This window comes from Planctobacterium sp. R6 (assembly GCF_055755215.1).
The window spans coordinates 1-16,990 of sequence record NZ_JBVTQY010000062.1 but is presented as its reverse complement, the minus strand read 5'-3'; the positions used below and the strand labels follow the sequence as shown (position 1 = coordinate 16,990).

General features: G+C 48.2%; 13 protein-coding genes and 1 pseudogene. 10 read left to right on the top strand and 4 right to left on the bottom strand.

Going from position 1 to position 16,990, the window contains the following annotated elements:
- Positions 1 to 83: 83 nt before the first annotated feature.
- From AC0J20_RS22065 to AC0J20_RS22055, 3 genes are all read right to left on the bottom strand, one after another.
- Entirely contained in the window at positions 84 to 881 is a 798-nt protein-coding gene (locus AC0J20_RS22065) for a crotonase/enoyl-CoA hydratase family protein (RefSeq protein WP_473023392.1), read from the bottom strand.
- Between the two features lie 11 nt (positions 882 to 892).
- A complete protein-coding gene (locus AC0J20_RS22060) occupies positions 893 to 1,786 on the bottom strand; it encodes an autotransporter outer membrane beta-barrel domain-containing protein (protein ID WP_473023391.1) in 894 nt (297 codons plus the stop codon).
- 230 nt (positions 1,787 to 2,016) lie between these two features.
- Positions 2,017 to 2,649, bottom strand: coding sequence for an EF-hand domain-containing protein (locus tag AC0J20_RS22055; RefSeq protein WP_473023390.1), 633 nt, complete (start codon positions 2,647 to 2,649; stop codon positions 2,017 to 2,019).
- 207 nt (positions 2,650 to 2,856) lie between these two features.
- Between AC0J20_RS22055 and murJ the strand changes: the two genes are divergently transcribed.
- Positions 2,857 to 4,425: a murein biosynthesis integral membrane protein MurJ gene (gene murJ, locus AC0J20_RS22050; protein ID WP_229528703.1), complete on the top strand. Its 1,569-nt coding sequence runs from the start codon at positions 2,857 to 2,859 to the stop codon at positions 4,423 to 4,425.
- A gap of 9 nt (positions 4,426 to 4,434) precedes the next feature.
- Here murJ and AC0J20_RS22045 read toward each other — a convergent pair whose 3' ends face one another.
- Entirely contained in the window at positions 4,435 to 6,000 is a 1,566-nt protein-coding gene (locus AC0J20_RS22045) for an amidohydrolase family protein (protein WP_473023389.1), read from the bottom strand.
- Positions 6,001 to 6,163: 163 nt separating this feature from the next.
- Between AC0J20_RS22045 and ribF the strand changes: the two genes are divergently transcribed.
- From ribF to AC0J20_RS22000, 9 genes and pseudogenes are all read left to right on the top strand, one after another.
- Entirely contained in the window at positions 6,164 to 7,093 is a 930-nt protein-coding gene (gene ribF / locus AC0J20_RS22040) for a bifunctional riboflavin kinase/FAD synthetase (RefSeq protein WP_473023388.1), read from the top strand.
- 40 nt (positions 7,094 to 7,133) lie between these two features.
- Entirely contained in the window at positions 7,134 to 9,962 is a 2,829-nt protein-coding gene (ileS, locus tag AC0J20_RS22035) for an isoleucine--tRNA ligase (RefSeq protein ID WP_473023387.1), read from the top strand.
- A complete protein-coding gene (gene lspA, locus AC0J20_RS22030) occupies positions 9,955 to 10,476 on the top strand; it encodes a signal peptidase II (protein ID WP_473023386.1) in 522 nt (173 codons plus the stop codon). The genes ileS and lspA overlap by 8 nt, the downstream gene beginning before the upstream one ends.
- Complete coding sequence (gene fkpB / locus AC0J20_RS22025) at positions 10,469 to 10,909, top strand: FKBP-type peptidyl-prolyl cis-trans isomerase (protein ID WP_229528708.1); 441 nt, start codon at positions 10,469 to 10,471, stop codon at positions 10,907 to 10,909. Before lspA ends, fkpB begins: the two co-directional genes overlap by 8 nt.
- Positions 10,910 to 11,851, top strand: a complete 942-nt coding sequence (gene ispH / locus AC0J20_RS22020; RefSeq protein ID WP_473023384.1) for a 4-hydroxy-3-methylbut-2-enyl diphosphate reductase — start codon at positions 10,910 to 10,912, stop codon at positions 11,849 to 11,851.
- Positions 11,852 to 12,068: 217 nt separating this feature from the next.
- Entirely contained in the window at positions 12,069 to 12,698 is a 630-nt protein-coding gene (gene pilV, locus AC0J20_RS22015; RefSeq protein ID WP_473023383.1) for a type IV pilus modification protein PilV, read from the top strand.
- Positions 12,695 to 13,567, top strand: a complete 873-nt coding sequence (locus AC0J20_RS22010; RefSeq protein WP_229528711.1) for a PilW family protein — start codon at positions 12,695 to 12,697, stop codon at positions 13,565 to 13,567. Before pilV ends, AC0J20_RS22010 begins: the two co-directional genes overlap by 4 nt.
- Positions 13,564 to 14,142 (top strand): pilus assembly PilX family protein, encoded by a 579-nt coding sequence (locus AC0J20_RS22005; protein ID WP_473023382.1) that lies wholly within the window; start codon positions 13,564 to 13,566, stop codon positions 14,140 to 14,142. Before AC0J20_RS22010 ends, AC0J20_RS22005 begins: the two co-directional genes overlap by 4 nt.
- A gap of 57 nt (positions 14,143 to 14,199) precedes the next feature.
- Positions 14,200 to 16,914, top strand: a pseudogene (locus AC0J20_RS22000) (VWA domain-containing protein); the annotation flags it as partial.
- Positions 16,915 to 16,990 lie beyond the last annotated feature (76 nt).

The following is a 16,990-nucleotide window of genomic DNA, read 5'->3' as shown; positions in this document are numbered from 1 at the left end:
CTCCGAATACATTAGCGCACAACCAACCCCGTTATTGAAATTTATTGTTGCAATAACGAGGCGGACCATACATTTTTTGTTGCTCATTTTGTTCGCCAACGCTTTTGCGGATCTTTGGTTTCCCGGATGACTGCTATTTTTTGATTTTTGCCACCGATGATTTGGATTTGACGCCAGGTTTCAGCAGCCAGTAAACGGCGGTCATTGTGATGCCAGGCCCGCTGATATAATTGTTTTATGTGGCTGATGGTGTCGGGATTGCGGTTGATTAATTCCCGGGCAAGAGTGTTTGCCTGACTCAACGGGTCGTCACTGACATGAGTCACCAAGCCGTGTATCAGGGCATATTCACTGTCCACTTCTTTCGCGGTCATGGCCAGTTCCATGGCGTGATCAACTGCCATTATTTCGCGTAAAGCCAGGGTGCCGCCCATATCCGGAATAAGGCCCCATTTATTTTCCATGATGGCCAGGCTGGTTTCGGGGTGAGCAATTCTGAAATCACCGCCAAGAGCGATTTGCAGACCACCTCCCCAACAGCGGCCGTGTAACACCATAATTACCGGTACCGCTAAACGCCGCCAGTTGACACTGACTCGCTGAGCTAAGTTGGCTTGTCCGGGAAGCCATTTCCACAGCAACTTCATGGCGTTTTTCGGGTTTGCCAGCACACTCTTCACGTCGATCCCACTGCAAAAATCAGCACCTGCACCTTGCACAATGATCACCCTGACGCCTTTGTTTTTGCGCAGTAATTTTGCGACTTTATCCAGCTCCTGAAACATGGCCATATCAATGGCATTTAGCTTGTCTGGCCGGTTTAGGGTGACTGTGGCTATCCCATCGTCAATTTGACAGGTTAGGCGGGTGTAATTTTCCATGGTGGTTTTCCTTAAAATATGTAGCCCAGATTCATGGACCAACTGTGGCTGTTGTCATCACTGCCAAAATGACGGCTGGCATCTACATCCAAAATCCAGTTTTCAGCAACACTCACAGCCATATAAACATTGATCAAACCGTAACTTTCTGACCCTGATGCTACCAGATTATTGTGATTGTGGTTGGGGTCTGATCGATTTCGCCGGTTGGGTGCTCTTTGTTCGGTATTCTGGCTTTGCGTTTCTGAGTTGAATACCTGATTCCAGCTCACATAGCTGCCATAACTGAGTTCGTAAACGTCATTTAGCCTGTTAAATCCGGTCAGGTTAAGTGCAATAGAGCCGATTGTGGCATTGCCAGGCGTGATCGTGTGTTTCATTGCACGGTCCGGATCGTCAGGGCGGTCAGTTTGCTGTTGTTGCCAGTCACTGTAATGCAAACCGGCTGAACTGGTTAACTGCCAATTATCATTATTTACCCAGTAATAACTCACTCCTGCAGAGTGGGTTTTTGAGTGGATTTTTAGCGTAGAATCTGGACCTGGGCCATTATCCAGGGTGGATTGTTTATCGTTGTATACACTGTATTGGTAATAGGCGCTCCATTGTTCCTGATAATAACTGACACCGGCTCCCCAGGCGTCTGCTTTGTAGCTGAGCCTGATAGGGGCATCAGGCTGTCGCGCGTCTTGCAACTGACCGATGTCCAGGCTGAGCGACCAGTCTTCGCTTAGGTCGTAATTGAGCAACAGGGAACCACCATCAGGTGACAGGAGATAACTGTTTTCGCCAACATATGCCCACTGTTCTTCTGAGTTGTAGCTCAGATAAAGGCTGCTGGCCTGAGACAAACAAGGCACAACGGAGAGTGCCCACAATAAGAGCGTAATTTGCTTGATGGTCATTATTGATGTTTTGTTTGTGTGACAAAGCGCGCTTGTTACTTACAGGTAAAAGAACCAAAACAGCGCACTGTGTCAGAAGCTTAACGGGTAATGAAACATAGTACTGGCGTGTTCTGATTGCAACCGGGTTTGTTCAGGAAAGAGAAGGGGATGGGCGGAAATGCTTACAAGCATTAAAATAAACAGGAGAGTGCAGAGGCACTCTCCACATTACTATAAAATAGCCTGGTTTAAACCACGGCATCTTCTTCCAGCTCTGCAATACAGGAGCGTATTGCCTGACGGGTGGCTTTGCGACTTTGTTGATGGGCTTCAAATTCATCTAAATTGATATCACCACTGCTGTCACCGTCCATATCGGTAAAGGACTCCGACGATTTTGACAGGGCATTATTCTGCGCTTCTTCCAGGGATATAAATCCATCTTCTGAAGTATCTGCCGCGTTAAAGCGATCTTGTGGTGAGTCAAAGCGACTTTCATCTGGTACGGTTATGGTGTCATCATCTTCGGCAAGTGTTGTCACACAGGCTACAATCTCAGCGGCGATATCCGAGTGATCCGGCGCTTCACCACGACGATTACTGGTGGCTTCTTCTAAGGACAGAAAACCATCTTCGTCACTATCTTTGCGATTAAATCGGTTTGCGACTCTTTCCTCCAGACTGGCAGTGAATTCATCCAGAGTCAGCAGCCCATCGCCGCTGCTATCCAGATGTTCAAAAACCTGCTCTGCAGAGCGTCCGCGATCCCTGTCTCCGCCGTGAGGGCCGCGCTTTGCCTGAACAGCGGAGCTAAAGATGATAGATAACATGAGGCTTGTGGTGAAAATCGCCAATGGGCGTTTAATAACGAGTTTGGTCATTTCAGACTCCTTGAGTTTAATTAACTGCTAAATGCATGCCTGACATTCAGGCAAATTTGCGTGTGTCATTACCTACAACGCAACCAGGGCTTTGACGTTGACACTGTCGAACAAAAAAATTTAAAACTTTTTCGCTGGCAATACTGAATAACCTGGCGAATAGGCGCATAATATGGTGAAAATCAGCCACTTAGCTTTCGTTCTCGCGTGTCAAAAAAGTTACTAAAATCCGGTGTTGTGGTCAGTGCCATGACCTTTATTTCCCGAGTCCTTGGTTTGCTCAGGGATATCGTGGTGGCCAACATCATGGGGGCGGGGTTGGCAGCGGATGTGTTTTTGTTCGCCAATAAGATACCGAACTTTTTACGCCGTTTGTTTGCTGAGGGAGCCTTTGCACAGGCGTTTGTGCCGGTACTGGCGGAAGTACAACATCAACAAGATTTAGATAAAACCCGGTTGTTTATCGCCCATATGGCAGGCACGCTGGGCACCATAGTGACCCTGGTAACCATTATTGGTGTTATTGCCTCGCCGGTCATTGTGGCATTGTTTGGTACCGGCTGGTTTCTGGATTATTACCACGACGGACCGGATGCCGCCAAATTTGAACTTGCTTCACAACTGTTAAAAATCACCTTTCCCTATCTCTGGTTTGTGACGCTGGTGGCCTTATCCGGTGCCGTACTCAATTCCCTGAATCGCTTCGCGGTGTCGGCGTTTACGCCGGTATTGTTAAACGTCGCCATCATAGCCTGTGCATTGTGGTTACATGATGGTTTTTCCCAACCGGCTTTTGCACTGGCCTGGGGGGTGTTTCTTGGCGGTGTGCTGCAGTTATTATTTCAGTTGCCATTTCTGGCTAAAGCCGGTGTATTGGTGCGCCCTAAATGGGGCTGGCGAGATAATAGCGTGCAAAAGGTGCGTAAACTGATTATTCCCGCTTTATTTGGCGTATCCGTTGGGCAAATTAATTTGTTGCTAGATACCGTTATCGCCAGCTTTTTGGTAACCGGCTCTATCAGTTGGCTGTATTACTCTGACCGCCTGTTGGAATTTCCCCTGGGTTTATTTGGCATCGCCATCGCCACGGTGATCCTGCCAACCTTATCCCGCAATTTTGTGGCGGCTGAAAATCAGGCTTTCCAAAAGAATATGGATTGGGGAGTGCGTATGGTGTGTCTGCTGGGGCTTCCGGCTGCAGTCGGGCTGGCTGTATTAGCTGAGCCCATGTTAATGGTACTTTTTCAGCGAGGCGAGTTCACCGTAGAAGATGCCCATTTTGCTTCATTGAGCCTAACTGCCTATGCCACCGGACTGTTGAGCTTTATGCTGGTTAAGGTTTTGGCGCCTGGCTTTTATTCCCGGCAGGATACCAAAACACCGGTTAAATACGGTATCTGGTGTATGGTGGCCAATATGGCCTTTAATCTGGCCTTTGTACTGCCATTGGGGTACGAACTGGGCTTTATTGGACTGGCAATGGCCACATCGGCATCTGCGCTGTTAAACGTTATTCTGCTGTATCAACGCTTACACAAAGACGCGGTGTTCCGAATATCTAAAAACACGCTCTGGTTTATTGTCAGGGTGGTGTTGGTGAGTGCCGTGATGGGATACAGCGTCTATCAACTGGATATTCCCATCAGTGAATGGGCGCTGTTAACCCTGGATGCCCGCATTCTGATGCTGACTCAATTACTGGCTGTTGCTGTTGCTGTTTATCTGGCAGGTTTGCTTTTGTTGGGCATCAGGCCGAAACACCTGATGCAGAAATAATAACAGTGCTTATTGTGGCTTTTTACGACGGGCTACGATGGCACGCACATCTTCCAGTAACTGCTGGCTGTCGAAAACAATGCCATCTTTGATGGTGTAACGAATGCCTTTAGTGCGAATGGGTTGATTTTCTCCGTTAAGTTTAAAATGCCCGGTGCCGTAAAGGACCTTGAAATTCTGTATCGGGTTTTCTTTTACGATGACCAGATCGGCTTTTTTGCCCACCACCACAGAGCCGATATCTTCCTCCATGCCCAGCGCCTGTGCACCATTCAACGTGGCCGACTGAATAACCTCCAGTGGGTGAAAACCGGCTTCCTGCAACAGCTCTAACTCGCGAATATAACCAAAACCATAAATTTTGAAAATATACCCTGAGTCTGAACCGGTAGTCACCCGGCCTCCATGGTTTTTGTAGTCGTTTAAAAACGTCATCCACAGGCGATAGTTATTTTTCCAGTTGATCTCGTTTTCTGTCGTCCAGTCGAACCAGTAGGAGCCGTGCGCATAACGCGATGGTTGGAAGAATTCCCACAGGGTGGGCAACGTGTATTCGTCATGCCAGTCGGCATTCATTTCCCGCATCAGATCGCGGCTGGCTTCATAAATGGTCAGGGTAGGGTTTAAGGTGAAATCCAGTGCCAGCAGCTCATCTCTGACCTGATTCCAGGCGTCGCTGCCAGGTTCTGCTGCTTGTTGCCACAGTTGTCCGGCCTCTTCAAAGCGATGTTGTTCATTCTGGTAGTTATAGTCGTGAGGATAATGCTGAATAATTCGGTCTTTGAATAAGGCTTCGGGCAATCCATACCAATGCTCCATCGTGGTTAACCCCTGACGCGCCGAGTCTAATACATTGGTGCGCATAACATTGAGTTGCGCATGGTGCATAGCCGTGCCCAGTTCCTGTTGTTGGGCTTCTTCTAAAGCGGCCTGCATAATCTGTGGTGGTGCGCCAAAAAACTTGATGCCGGCCACGCCTTTACGTTTGGCGTTGATCACCCATTTTCGGGCATCTTCCGGGGTTTCGATAGCGCTGTCTGATTCCATGCCGAACCCCAGGTATGGCACGATACGGGGCGCGGTAATTTGATTCTTTTCAGCCTGCTTTACTTGCGGCATAACCCAGTCGAGACCATTGAATGAGCCAGGTTCGCGAATCGTGGTGATGCCGTGCGCCAGCCACAGTTTAAACACATATTCTGCTGGAATATCGTCGGCTGAACCACCAATATGGGCATGTAAATCAATAAAACCCGGCAAGACGTAGTAGCCTTCTAAATCCATTTCCTTGTCACCTGGTTGGGCGACGGGTCTTTTGGTGGAAACAATCGGTACATCCGGGTGACCAACTACCGCGATTTGCTTGATTCTGTCCTGTTCAATTACGATGTCCACCGGCCCGATAACCGGTGCGCCTTCGCCACTCACCAGATTTACACCGCGCAGAATCAATCGCTCCCAGGGGCCTTCGCCACGAACCCTGTCTGGTGCAGTTTCTCCCGGTGTACCGGCAGACAATTGCAGGCTTAAAACCAGGGATAGAGTAACGAATAAAAATGACTTAAAGTTCAGCATATTCTTGCCTGTTGCATAGCTTTGAGACAAAGACTACCCGAACATTTTTGACAAATCATGAAAAATCGCGGATTTATCCGGTAAAACTGGCTGAAACTACCTGACAGGTTCGTTATAATCCGGTGATTTTTTGCATGAACCGTGCTTAAACAAGGGGCTGGATTTGGAGTTTATCAGGGGCTTACACAATATACGTGAAGAACATCGCGGTTGTGTGCTCACAATAGGAAAGTTTGACGGCGTGCATTTGGGCCACGAAGCGGTCATCGGACAGCTGCTGGCGCGCTCACGGGAATTTCAGCTTCCTTCTGTTGTGATGCTGTTTGAGCCTCAACCGGAAGAACTGTTTATGCCGGACAAAGCCCCGGCGAGACTGAGTCGATTACGGGACAAGTACCAGCGTCTGCAACAACTGGGGGTAGAACGCTTGCTTTGCATCAACTTTACCCCCATGTTTGCGGCACAAAGTGCTGAATATTTTGTAGAGCACTTGCTGGTTAAGAAGCTGGGGGTTGCTTTTCTGGTGGTGGGTGATGATTTTCGCTTCGGCAAAGGCCGCACCGGAGACTTTGACTATCTGGTTCAGGCAGGCAAAACCTTTGGTTTTGATGTGATTAACACCGCGAGCCTTTGTCTGAATCAGGCCAGGGTCAGTTCTTCAGCCATCAGACAATTGCTCAGTGAAGATAAGCTGGACGAAGCCAAAGCTATGCTGGGACGCCCATTTTGCATTTCCGGGAAGGTAGTACACGGCGCTAAAAAAGGCCGCACTATCGGTTTTCCGACGGCAAATTTGTTATTGAAGCGTCATCGCTCGCCGGTACAGGGCGTTTATGCGGTTTCTGTAAGAATTAAAGGTGAGTGCTTTATGGGGGTTGCCAATGTTGGCAATCGACCCACGGTAAATGGTGAAAAACCACAGTTAGAAGTACATATATTTGACTATAAAGAGCAGCTTTATGGTCAGTTTATTGAGGTGGATCTGCACCATAAAATCAGACAAGAGCGAAAGTTTGCGTCATTTGACGATCTGAAAATTCAAATTCAGGCGGACGCAATCCAGGCCCGAGAGTGGCTGGAAAAACAGTGTTAATGGTTGCCGGACTGGCATAAACGAGTGGACTTAAGATTACATGACCGATTACAAACATACGCTTAATCTCCCTGATACGGAATTTCCGATGCGTGGTAACCTGGCTCAGCGCGAGCCAGTAATGTTAAAAGAATGGACCGAAAAGCAGCTGTATCACAAGATTCGCGCTGCTAAAAAGGGTAAGACGCCTTTTATTTTGCATGACGGTCCTCCCTATGCGAACGGCAATATTCATATCGGTCATGCCGTAAACAAAATTCTGAAAGACATCATCATTAAATCGAAAACCCTGTCGGATTTTGATTCGCCTTATGTACCTGGCTGGGATTGCCACGGTCTGCCCATTGAACTGATGGTTGAGAAAAAGGTAGGCAAGCCAGGTAAAAAAGTCACGGCTGCTGAGTTTCGTGAAAAGTGTCGCGACTATGCCAATAAACAGGTGGAAGGTCAAAAAGCTGATTTTGTGCGCATGGGCGTGTTGGGTGAGTGGGATAACCCCTATAAAACCATGGATTTTAAATCGGAAGCCGACATTATTCGCGTGTTGGCCAAAATCATCGAAGCTGGCCACCTGGAAAAAGGCTTTAAGCCAGTGCACTGGTGTACCGATTGTGGCTCCGCTTTAGCCGAGGCCGAAGTTGAGTATCAAAACAAAACATCACCCTCGATTGATGTGGCTTTTCCGGTAGTGGATGAAGCCGCGTTTATTAAGCCGTTTGATTTAGCCGAAGGGCATCAGGGCGAAGGCGCCGTTTCAGTGGTTATCTGGACCACCACCCCATGGACCTTACCTGCCAACCAGGCAGTTTGCGTTAGCCCTAAACTGGAATACGAACTGGTTCAGATGGAAAAAGACGGTGTGAAACAGCGTTTACTGTTGGCCTCTGATCTGGTGAAAGACTGCATGGACCGTTTCGGCGCAGACAATTATCACGCATTGGGTTACTGCAAGGGTGCCAGGCTGGAGAATTTACAGCTACAACATCCGTTTTACGCGCGTCAGGTGCCGGTCATTTTGGGCGACCACGTCACCACAGATTCCGGTACCGGATGTGTGCACACAGCGCCTGGCCACGGTGTTGACGATTTTAATGTGGGTAAACACTACGACCTGGATGTGGTTAATCCGGTGGGTGCCAATGGCGTATATGTAGAAGGCACCGAAATCTTTGCCGGCGAACACGTATTTAAAGCCAACAGCCACGTGGTGGATGTGCTGACTGAGAAAGGCAATCTGTTGCACCATCACGCTTACGAGCACAGCTATCCGCATTGCTGGCGCCACAAGACACCGATTATATTCCGGGCCACACCTCAGTGGTTTGTTTCCATGGACAAAAATGGTTTGCGTCGCGACTCCTTGTCTGAGATCGCCAAAACCAAGTGGATCCCTGACTGGGGTCAGGGTCGTATTGAAAGCATGGTGGAAGGACGTCCTGACTGGTGTATCTCCCGTCAGCGTACCTGGGGTGTACCCATCACACTGTTTATCCACAAAGATTCCGGCGAGTTGCACCCTGACTCTGTCGCGACCATCGAAAAAGTGGCGCTGGAAGTGGAAAAATCCGGTATCCAGGCCTGGTGGGATATCAAGTCTGAAGAGCTGATTGGTGCCGATGCCGAACAATACATTAAAGTGACAGACACGCTGGATGTCTGGTTTGACTCGGGGGTGACACATTACTTTGTCGTGGATCGTCGCGACGATATCCCGGCCTCTGCTGATTTATATCTGGAAGGTTCTGACCAACATCGCGGCTGGTTTATGTCTTCCCTGATGACTGGTGTTGCTGCCAAAGGTCAGGCACCTTATAAGGAAGTACTTACTCACGGTTTTACCGTTGATGAACAAGGCAGAAAGATGTCTAAATCATTGGGTAATACGGTGTCACCTCAGGATGTCATGAACAAGCTTGGCGCTGATATACTGCGTTTGTGGGTGGCGTCCACCGATTACACCGGCGAGATTGCCGTATCGGATCAGATCTTAAAGCGCGCTGCTGACAGTTATCGCCGAATCCGTAATACCGCCCGTTTCTTACTGGCCAATATCAAAGGCTTTGAACCGGCAACAGATATGTTGCAGGCGGAAGAGATGGTGGCGTTGGATCGCTGGATAATCGAACGAGCTAAAACAGTACAAAAAGAAATTCTGGCAGCCTATGAAGAATATGATCTTATTGTCGTGTCGCAAAAGCTGATGCACTTCTGTTCAGTGGAACTGGGCAGCTTTTATCTGGATATCGTTAAAGACCGTCAATATACCGCGAAAGGTGATGGCGTTGCGCGTCGTTCCTGTCAGACGGCACTGTATCATATCGTGGAAGCGCTGGTGCGCTGGATGGCGCCTATCATGAGTTTTACGGCTCAGGAAATCTGGCAAGCACTGCCTGGCGAAAGAGACGAGTTTGTGCTGACGGATGTCTGGTATCAGGGCTTTGAAAATTACCAGGAGTCTGCGGAGTTTAACAACGCTTACTGGCAACAAATCCTGAAAATCAAAGCGGAAGTGAACCGTGCATTGGAACTGGCGAGAAAAGACAAAACCATTGGTAGTTCATTGGAAGCCAAGTTGACCTTACACGTTACTGAAGCGCATTACGCGTCATTAAGTCGCCTGGAAAACGAGCTGCGTTTTGTTCTGATCACCTCTTTGGCGGATGTGGTGCAGGTCAGCGAAAAACCAGAGGGCCTGAATGACAGTGAATTAGAAGGGCTTTGGGTGAGTATCGAAGCTGCTCCCGGAACAAAGTGTGCCCGCTGCTGGCATATCCGGGAAGATGTGGGTAGCCATGAGGCTCATCCGGAGCTGTGTTCTCGCTGTGTTGATAACGTTGAAGGTGATGGTGAAGACAGACATTATGCCTAAGCTCTTTACCGAAACCGGATTGCGCTGGCTATGGGTGGCGCTGGTCGCCCTGGCTTTAGATCAATTTACTAAACAGTGGGTGATCCGTGTATTTGATTTGTACGAATCAGTGCAGGTACTGCCCTTTTTCAATCTGACCTACGTACGTAATTACGGGGCGGCCTTCAGTTTTTTAAGTGACGCAGGTGGCTGGCAACGATGGTTTTTTACGTTAATTGCACTGGTGGTGAGTTTAGTACTGCTCTGGTGGTTGAAACAAAGTAAAAAACAGGAAGTGCTGTTACCGGTAGCCTATGCTTTGATATTGTCGGGCGCGATTGGCAATGTTGCTGATCGCCTGATTTATGGTTATGTCATCGACTTTTTAGATTTTTATTATCAGCAGTGGCATTACCCGGCGTTTAATATTGCCGATAGTGCGATTTTTATCGGCGCAGCTTTGCTGATTTATGATGCCTTTGGCAACAAAGAAAAATCGCAAAACACATCACAAGGTACGTTAAAAAATGACTGAGCAACAGGTGATTACAGATAACAGTGAAGTCATTTTGCATTTTGATCTGAAACTGGAAGATGGCTCGGCTGCCGACAGTACCAGAGTTAACAACAAACCTGCTAAACTGGTGATGGGCGATGGTAGCTTAACGCCTAACTTTGAATCTTGTCTGTTGGGGTTAAAAGCCGGTGATCAAAAAACCTTTACCTTACCCCCAGACGACGCCTTTGGCATGCCTAATCCGGATAACATCCATCATATGGATCGCAGTAAGTTTGGTCTGGATACACCGGCAGAAGAGGGCATGATTATTGGCTTTACTCAACCCGGTGGCATGGAAGTACCTGGTATTATTCGTTCAGTCGCCGGAGACTCAGTGACCGTGGACTTTAATCATCCATTGGCAGGTGAGACCGTGATTTTTTCGGTGGAAATTCTGGAGGTCAGGTAAATGCAAATCAAATTAGCTAATCCTCGGGGTTTTTGCGCCGGTGTTGACCGGGCGATAACGATAGTGGATAGGGCCCTGGAATTGTTTGAACCACCTATTTATGTGCGCCACGAAGTGGTTCACAACAAGTATGTGGTAAACAGCCTTCGCCAGCGTGGGGCGGTATTCGTGGATGAGTTGCATGAAGTGCCGGATGATTGCATTGTGATTTTTTCCGCCCATGGCGTCTCACAACAAGTCAGACAAGAAGCCAGCTCCCGAGGTCTGAAAGTATTTGATGCCACCTGTCCATTAGTGACGAAAGTACATCTGGAAGTCAGCCGGGCCAGTAAAAAGGGCACTGAATGTATACTGATTGGCCACCAGGGACACCCGGAGGTAGAGGGCACCATGGGCCAGTATGATAACCCGGAAGGCGGCATCTATCTGGTAGAGTCTGCCAAAGATGTGGCCAGTCTCAAGGTTAAAGATGAAGCAAATCTGTACTATTGTAGCCAGACGACCTTATCAGTAGACGATACTGCCGATGTGATAGATGCCTTGCGTGCCCGGTTTCCGAAAATTCATGGTCCGCGTAAAGATGACATTTGTTATGCTACGCAGAACCGCCAGGATGCGGTGAGAGAGTTAGCCAAAGACTGTGATTTGTTGCTGGTGGTGGGGGCTAAAAACAGCTCTAATTCTAACCGGCTGCGGGAATTGTCAGAAAAAATGGGCACCAAAGCCTTCTTAATTGATGATGCCGACGCTTTGCAGGAAGATTGGTTAAAAACCGCCTCCAACGTGGGAGTTACCGCGGGAGCCTCTGCGCCGGAGATTTTGGTGCAGGGTGTCATTGAAAAAATCAAATCCTTAAGTTCCGCTTCTGTCACAGAAGTTTCCGGGCGGGAGGAAAATATTCAGTTTGCAGTACCCAAAGAACTGCAAATAAAACAGCTGTAACAAACTCTTCAGACTCTTCTTTCCAGGAGCGGTGTATGCCGCTCCGAATCGTTCAAATTCTAATCCATTACTGATAAATAGCTCACAAAAACAAGTGTTTCTTGTGGTTGAGGTGATTTTCTTGTGCTTTATTTATCATGGGGCAATAAACCTGAACTGATTTGGCGGTCAGCCCCGGCAAGGTTAACAGCCAGGTCAGCAAAGTGATGACGATTAAATGAGAATGATTGAGTGTAGTAAGTCAAACCAGACAGGGGTCGGCATGGTGGAAGTGCTGGTCACGGTTTTTGTGCTGGCGATTGGCTTGTTGGGCATCGCCTCGCTGCAGTTTATTGGAACGTTTGCCAACAGTGATGCACTGAACCGTTCTCAGGCTGTATTAATTACCCAACAACTGGCAGAGCGGTTGCGGGCAAACAGTAATATGTCGACGGTCAGCAACGGATTGGTGGTGGACGATACTTACTTTGAAGAAGAGATTTACAACTTCAATAATCTGTCCTGTTTACTGGAAGATACCTCTGAGTTTGATTGTTTTTGTTTGTCCATCCCGGACGCTATTCCCAACTGCAATGAAGACCAATGTAATGGCGCTGAATTTGCTCAGTTTGATGGTTATGAAATGAGTTGTGCCAGCGAGTCCAGCAATCCCAATATGGCGCTTGAACTCAGTTGTGAAGACAATGATGTCCTCGATGACGAAGCCTGTAGTGCCGGCTCCAGGCACAGCATTATACTGAAGTGGCCGGTACAAAACTGGTTGAATAAAGAAAGAAGCACTAATGCGGACTGTAATGATGGCGAAAGCAGCAACTTTGATTGTGTGGTACTGGATTTGACCTTATGAGAGCCGTGTTTAGCCGCGCACAATCTGGTTTTTCCCTGGTGGAAGTGATGATTTCTTTGACCGTCGGATTGATTCTGACGGCAGGTGTGATCCAGATTGTAGTGAGCAGTCAGGTCACCGAGGGACTAAATAGGGCAATGGCGGAAGCGCAGGAGAATGGCCGCTATATCATGGGGCGATTGCGTAATGAACTGATCACTACAGGCCGATATGACACGCTCGATCCCGATTTAGATACCAGTGTTGATGTTGTGGAAGAAGCCGCTTTTTTGCAAAACCGGCCAGTGGTTTTAGCCGGTGATTTTAGCAATCGTGAAAGTCTGGGGTCTGTCCAGGGGAGCAGCGGTGGTAACGATACGCTGGTGATAGCAAAACAAGGATTGCGCGATTGTCGCGGGTATAAACTGGGATACGCAACAGATGCTGAATTTTTTGTGGTCAATGAGTATTTTGTCGAGGATGGCACCCTTAAGTGCAGAGGATTTGACGGACGGGTATTGCGTGGCCAGAAAGTGGCTTCGGGTAACAATGGCGATGCGGCCTTCACCTTACTGGATAACGTATTGAGTTTTCAGGTGGTGTATGGCATCAGCGCAAGCCCGGCAAATGGGGACGTTACAGGACAACCTTTGTCTTATATTACTGCAGACCAGCTGGATGCTCAGCGCACCGCCGGTGCTAATGTGGTTTCGTTGCGAATTGCCATCGTGGTTGAAGGGCAAGGCGACGTTAAGATTGATACTCCACCCACCTTTAAATTGTTAAACGAAGCATCTTTTACGCCCTCAGACCATGGCCTGTACAAGAAGTTTGAGGCGACGATTTCGTTGCGCAATATGAAGCATTATGTGAGGAATCGAAAAGCATGAATTACGCCGTTGGCAAACATCGCGGAGTGGCATTAGTGATCGCCCTCGTAATGCTGGTAAGCCTGACAATACTGGGGGTTACCGCCGTTACCAGCAGCCTGTTGCAAAGTAAAATGGCTGTCTCCATGGAATCGCAAAATATGGCGTTTGATGCGGCTGAGGCCGCCATCGCTGGCGTCGCTTTTGAATCTGAAGATGCCGTGTTATTGGGGGAAGATGTATTAACCGATCCAATTTCACAGGCACGACAAGGCACTGAATTTGATCCGGATGCTACCGATTTGAGTTGTTTTGACAATGAAAACTGGACCAACCGAATATTAACGGCAGACGGACTCACCGAAGGGGCGAATCACACCGCTTCGGGTAATTATAAGTCTTCCCCGGCTGTAGAAAGCTGGTCCAGAACTGCCTTTGTAACAGAACAATCTTGTCTGGGTTCCAGTAATGTTCAGGGGGGAGGCAACATTAGTTGCCATGTATTTATTATTCGCGGATGTGGACAACTGAGCGGGGCAAGGTATGCAGTTGCCAACACTCAGATGGCCTCCACCTTCGCACCGGCAACTGAATAGTGGAGCTGTATTATGACTATTCGAAATTCTAAATGGTTTGCGTTTATTGGCTCAGCGATGTTGTCGCTATGTATTGGCTTTACAGCCTATTCCGACGATTTGGAAATATACCTCGGAGTCGCTGATTCCCAGGTCACCTATAATCCAAACGTGTTGTTTATTATGGACACGTCCGGCAGCATGACAAGCAAGGATGGGGGCAGTGAAACCCGCATGCTGAGAGTGCAAAATGCACTGAGTGAAGTGCTCTCCTCTTCAACTAATGTCAATGCTGGCCTGATGCGCTTTTCTGACTGGGGTGGGCCGGTGCTTTACCCCATCAGAGATCTGGATGAGAGTGTCGAACCTGAATTGATATATAGCGTGCAAAGCTCCGGCGACGATGGCTACCAGTTCAATGGTTGGACAGATAGCACGGACGACAAGGTAAAGCTGTCTGTGGGGACGGGAGATACCTTATCCGGTTTTCGCTTTACTGAAGTGCAATTACCGCAAGGCGCCACCATTACCTCTGCATATTTGAGTTTTACATCCGATGGCTATGATACCGAAACCACCGAATTTGAGATCAAAGGCGAATTAATCGCAGATTCACCGGCCATCCAGTCAGCTTCCAATAATTTATCGGATCGCACCCAAACCGCAGCCAGTGTTAGCTGGAACTCAGATAATGAATTCCCGGTGTCTGGGGAATCTGTTGATACCCCGGATATTACTTCTGTGATTCAGGAAATTGTAAACCAGGCAAGCTGGTGTGGTGGCAATGCACTGACCTTACTAATCGAAGGCACCAGTTCCGATGCGGGTAGTGCCCGGGATGTGGTTTCAGCCGATGAAGGGGATGGAACGGGCGCACAACTGATTATTGAATATGATTCTGATTCGGCAACCGGGTGCGTTGCCGGCTCATTGACCTACCAAATTCAGTCACAATCAGAAAATGCTGAAGAAGCAACTAACGGTTATCAGTCTACCGGAAGCGAATTAACCTTTAGTGCCAGCAGTAACAATTATATCGGCCTGAGATTCAATGAAGTGGCAATTCCTCAGGGAGCCACCATCACCAATGCCTATTTAAACTTTACCGCTTATCGCAATCGCTCGACCAATGGCTCCGGATTTACCATTAGTGCCGCCAATGAAGCGAACCCTGATGATTTTAGTAGTTATCCGCGTCATTTATTGCGAGATAAGTCAAAAACCACGGGTGTCAGTTGGAGCAATATTTCCAATTGGAGTAAAAACAGCACCTATCAGTCACCTGATATATCGTCTGTGGTGCAACAGGTGGTGGATCGCGGGGATTGGTCCTCGGGTAACAATATGATGCTCATTATGTCCAATATCTCCGGCAATCGGGGGGCCTATACCTATTCAGGCAAACCTTCAGGTGCACCTCAGCTGGTTATTGAGTTTCAGGGCAATGCCGAACCCGGGTCGGCGGCGACAGTGCGCTCTCATTTATTAAACAAGGTGAGTGAGCTATCGGCCAATGGCTACACCCCAATAGTGGACACACTGTACGAAGCGGCTAACTATTATGGTGGACTGGATGTGTATTATGGCCTGGCCAGAGGTACATCCGGCGTCAGCAGTTCGGTGAGAAGAAGCACCAGGGTAAGTCACCGGTTATCCTATACCGGATCTGACTCGGTAAAACCTTATGGCTGCCCGGAAGACGATTTATCCGATTCTGATTGTATAAACGAATACATTCCGGATGATGCAACTTACATTTCGCCGGTTACAGATCTGCAATGCCAGACCAATAACCACATAGTTTTGCTGTCTGATGGTGAAGCAAATAATAATCATAGTGAAGACGAAATTGAGGCCCTGTTAGGCATCAATTGTTCAGGTAGCGGTGGCGAAAAGTGCGGTTTAGATTTGGTTCGTAATATCAGCGACTCTTCTGACTCTGTTATCAATACCAAAGTCACCACACACACGATTGGTTTTGCTGCTAATGCCACAGCTAACAGTTTTTTAAATCAATTGGCGGTGCAAAGTGGCGGTGGGTTTTACACGGCAGATAACTCTGATGATCTGGTGACGGCGTTTCAGACAATTATAAAATCAGTGAAAGATGTTAATGCCACCTTCGTCTCCCCTGGGGTTGCAGTGAATCAGCTAAACCGACTGACTCATAAAGACGAACTCTACTTTGCATTGTTTAAACCTTCCGAAGGTACGCTCTGGCCTGGAAATCTGAAAAAATACCGTCTCAGTGGTGATACCGTCTACGACAGCAATGGCGCAGTCGCGATTGATGAAGGTTCGGGCTTTTTTGACGAAAATGCACAGAGTTATTGGTCCACTACGGTTGATGGCAATGATGTACGTCAGGGGGGTGCGGCAAGTGCCCTTGATTTGGTGAGAAATGTCTACTTCTTTGAAGGGACTGGCAGCATTATCAGTACCGCAAATCGTTTGCACGAAGATAACAGCAGTATCACCACGGCAAATCTGGCGATTGAATCCGAAGCTGACCCGGAAGGCCTGCGTGACATTGTATTGCAATGGGCCAGAGGCGTCGATTTAAAAGACGAGGATGGCGATGGTTCTACTTCAGACTCTCGTCAGCAAATGGGAGATCCGATTCATTCACAACCGGTTATCGTCAATTACAGTGCCACTGACAGTGCTGTATTTGTTGCCACTAATCACGGCTTTTTACACTCTTTTGATCCGGACACCGGGGAGCAAAATTTTGCAGTTATCCCCAAAGAACTGCTGGCAAACTTGCATGATATCTATGAAGACGCTTCCAGCTACCCCCTGTGTCAGGATAGTTGTCGCCTCAGTTTTTCGTATTGTTAGACAGGGGGTGGATGACAGGTTTGAGTGA

Coding starts and splice junctions, on each gene's coding strand:
- AC0J20_RS22065 (WP_473023392.1), bottom strand. CDS start 881: ATGGAAAATTACACCCGCCTAACCTGTCAAATTGACGATGGGATAGCC.
- AC0J20_RS22060 (WP_473023391.1), bottom strand. CDS start 1,786: ATGACCATCAAGCAAATTACGCTCTTATTGTGGGCACTCTCCGTTGTG.
- AC0J20_RS22055 (WP_473023390.1), bottom strand. CDS start 2,649: ATGACCAAACTCGTTATTAAACGCCCATTGGCGATTTTCACCACAAGC.
- AC0J20_RS22045 (WP_473023389.1), bottom strand. CDS start 6,000: ATGCTGAACTTTAAGTCATTTTTATTCGTTACTCTATCCCTGGTTTTA.
- ileS (WP_473023387.1), top strand. CDS start 7,134: ATGACCGATTACAAACATACGCTTAATCTCCCTGATACGGAATTTCCG.
- lspA (WP_473023386.1), top strand. CDS start 9,955: ATGCCTAAGCTCTTTACCGAAACCGGATTGCGCTGGCTATGGGTGGCG.
- fkpB (WP_229528708.1), top strand. CDS start 10,469: ATGACTGAGCAACAGGTGATTACAGATAACAGTGAAGTCATTTTGCAT.
- ispH (WP_473023384.1), top strand. CDS start 10,910: ATGCAAATCAAATTAGCTAATCCTCGGGGTTTTTGCGCCGGTGTTGAC.
- pilV (WP_473023383.1), top strand. CDS start 12,069: ATGAGAATGATTGAGTGTAGTAAGTCAAACCAGACAGGGGTCGGCATG.
- AC0J20_RS22010 (WP_229528711.1), top strand. CDS start 12,695: ATGAGAGCCGTGTTTAGCCGCGCACAATCTGGTTTTTCCCTGGTGGAA.
- AC0J20_RS22005 (WP_473023382.1), top strand. CDS start 13,564: ATGAATTACGCCGTTGGCAAACATCGCGGAGTGGCATTAGTGATCGCC.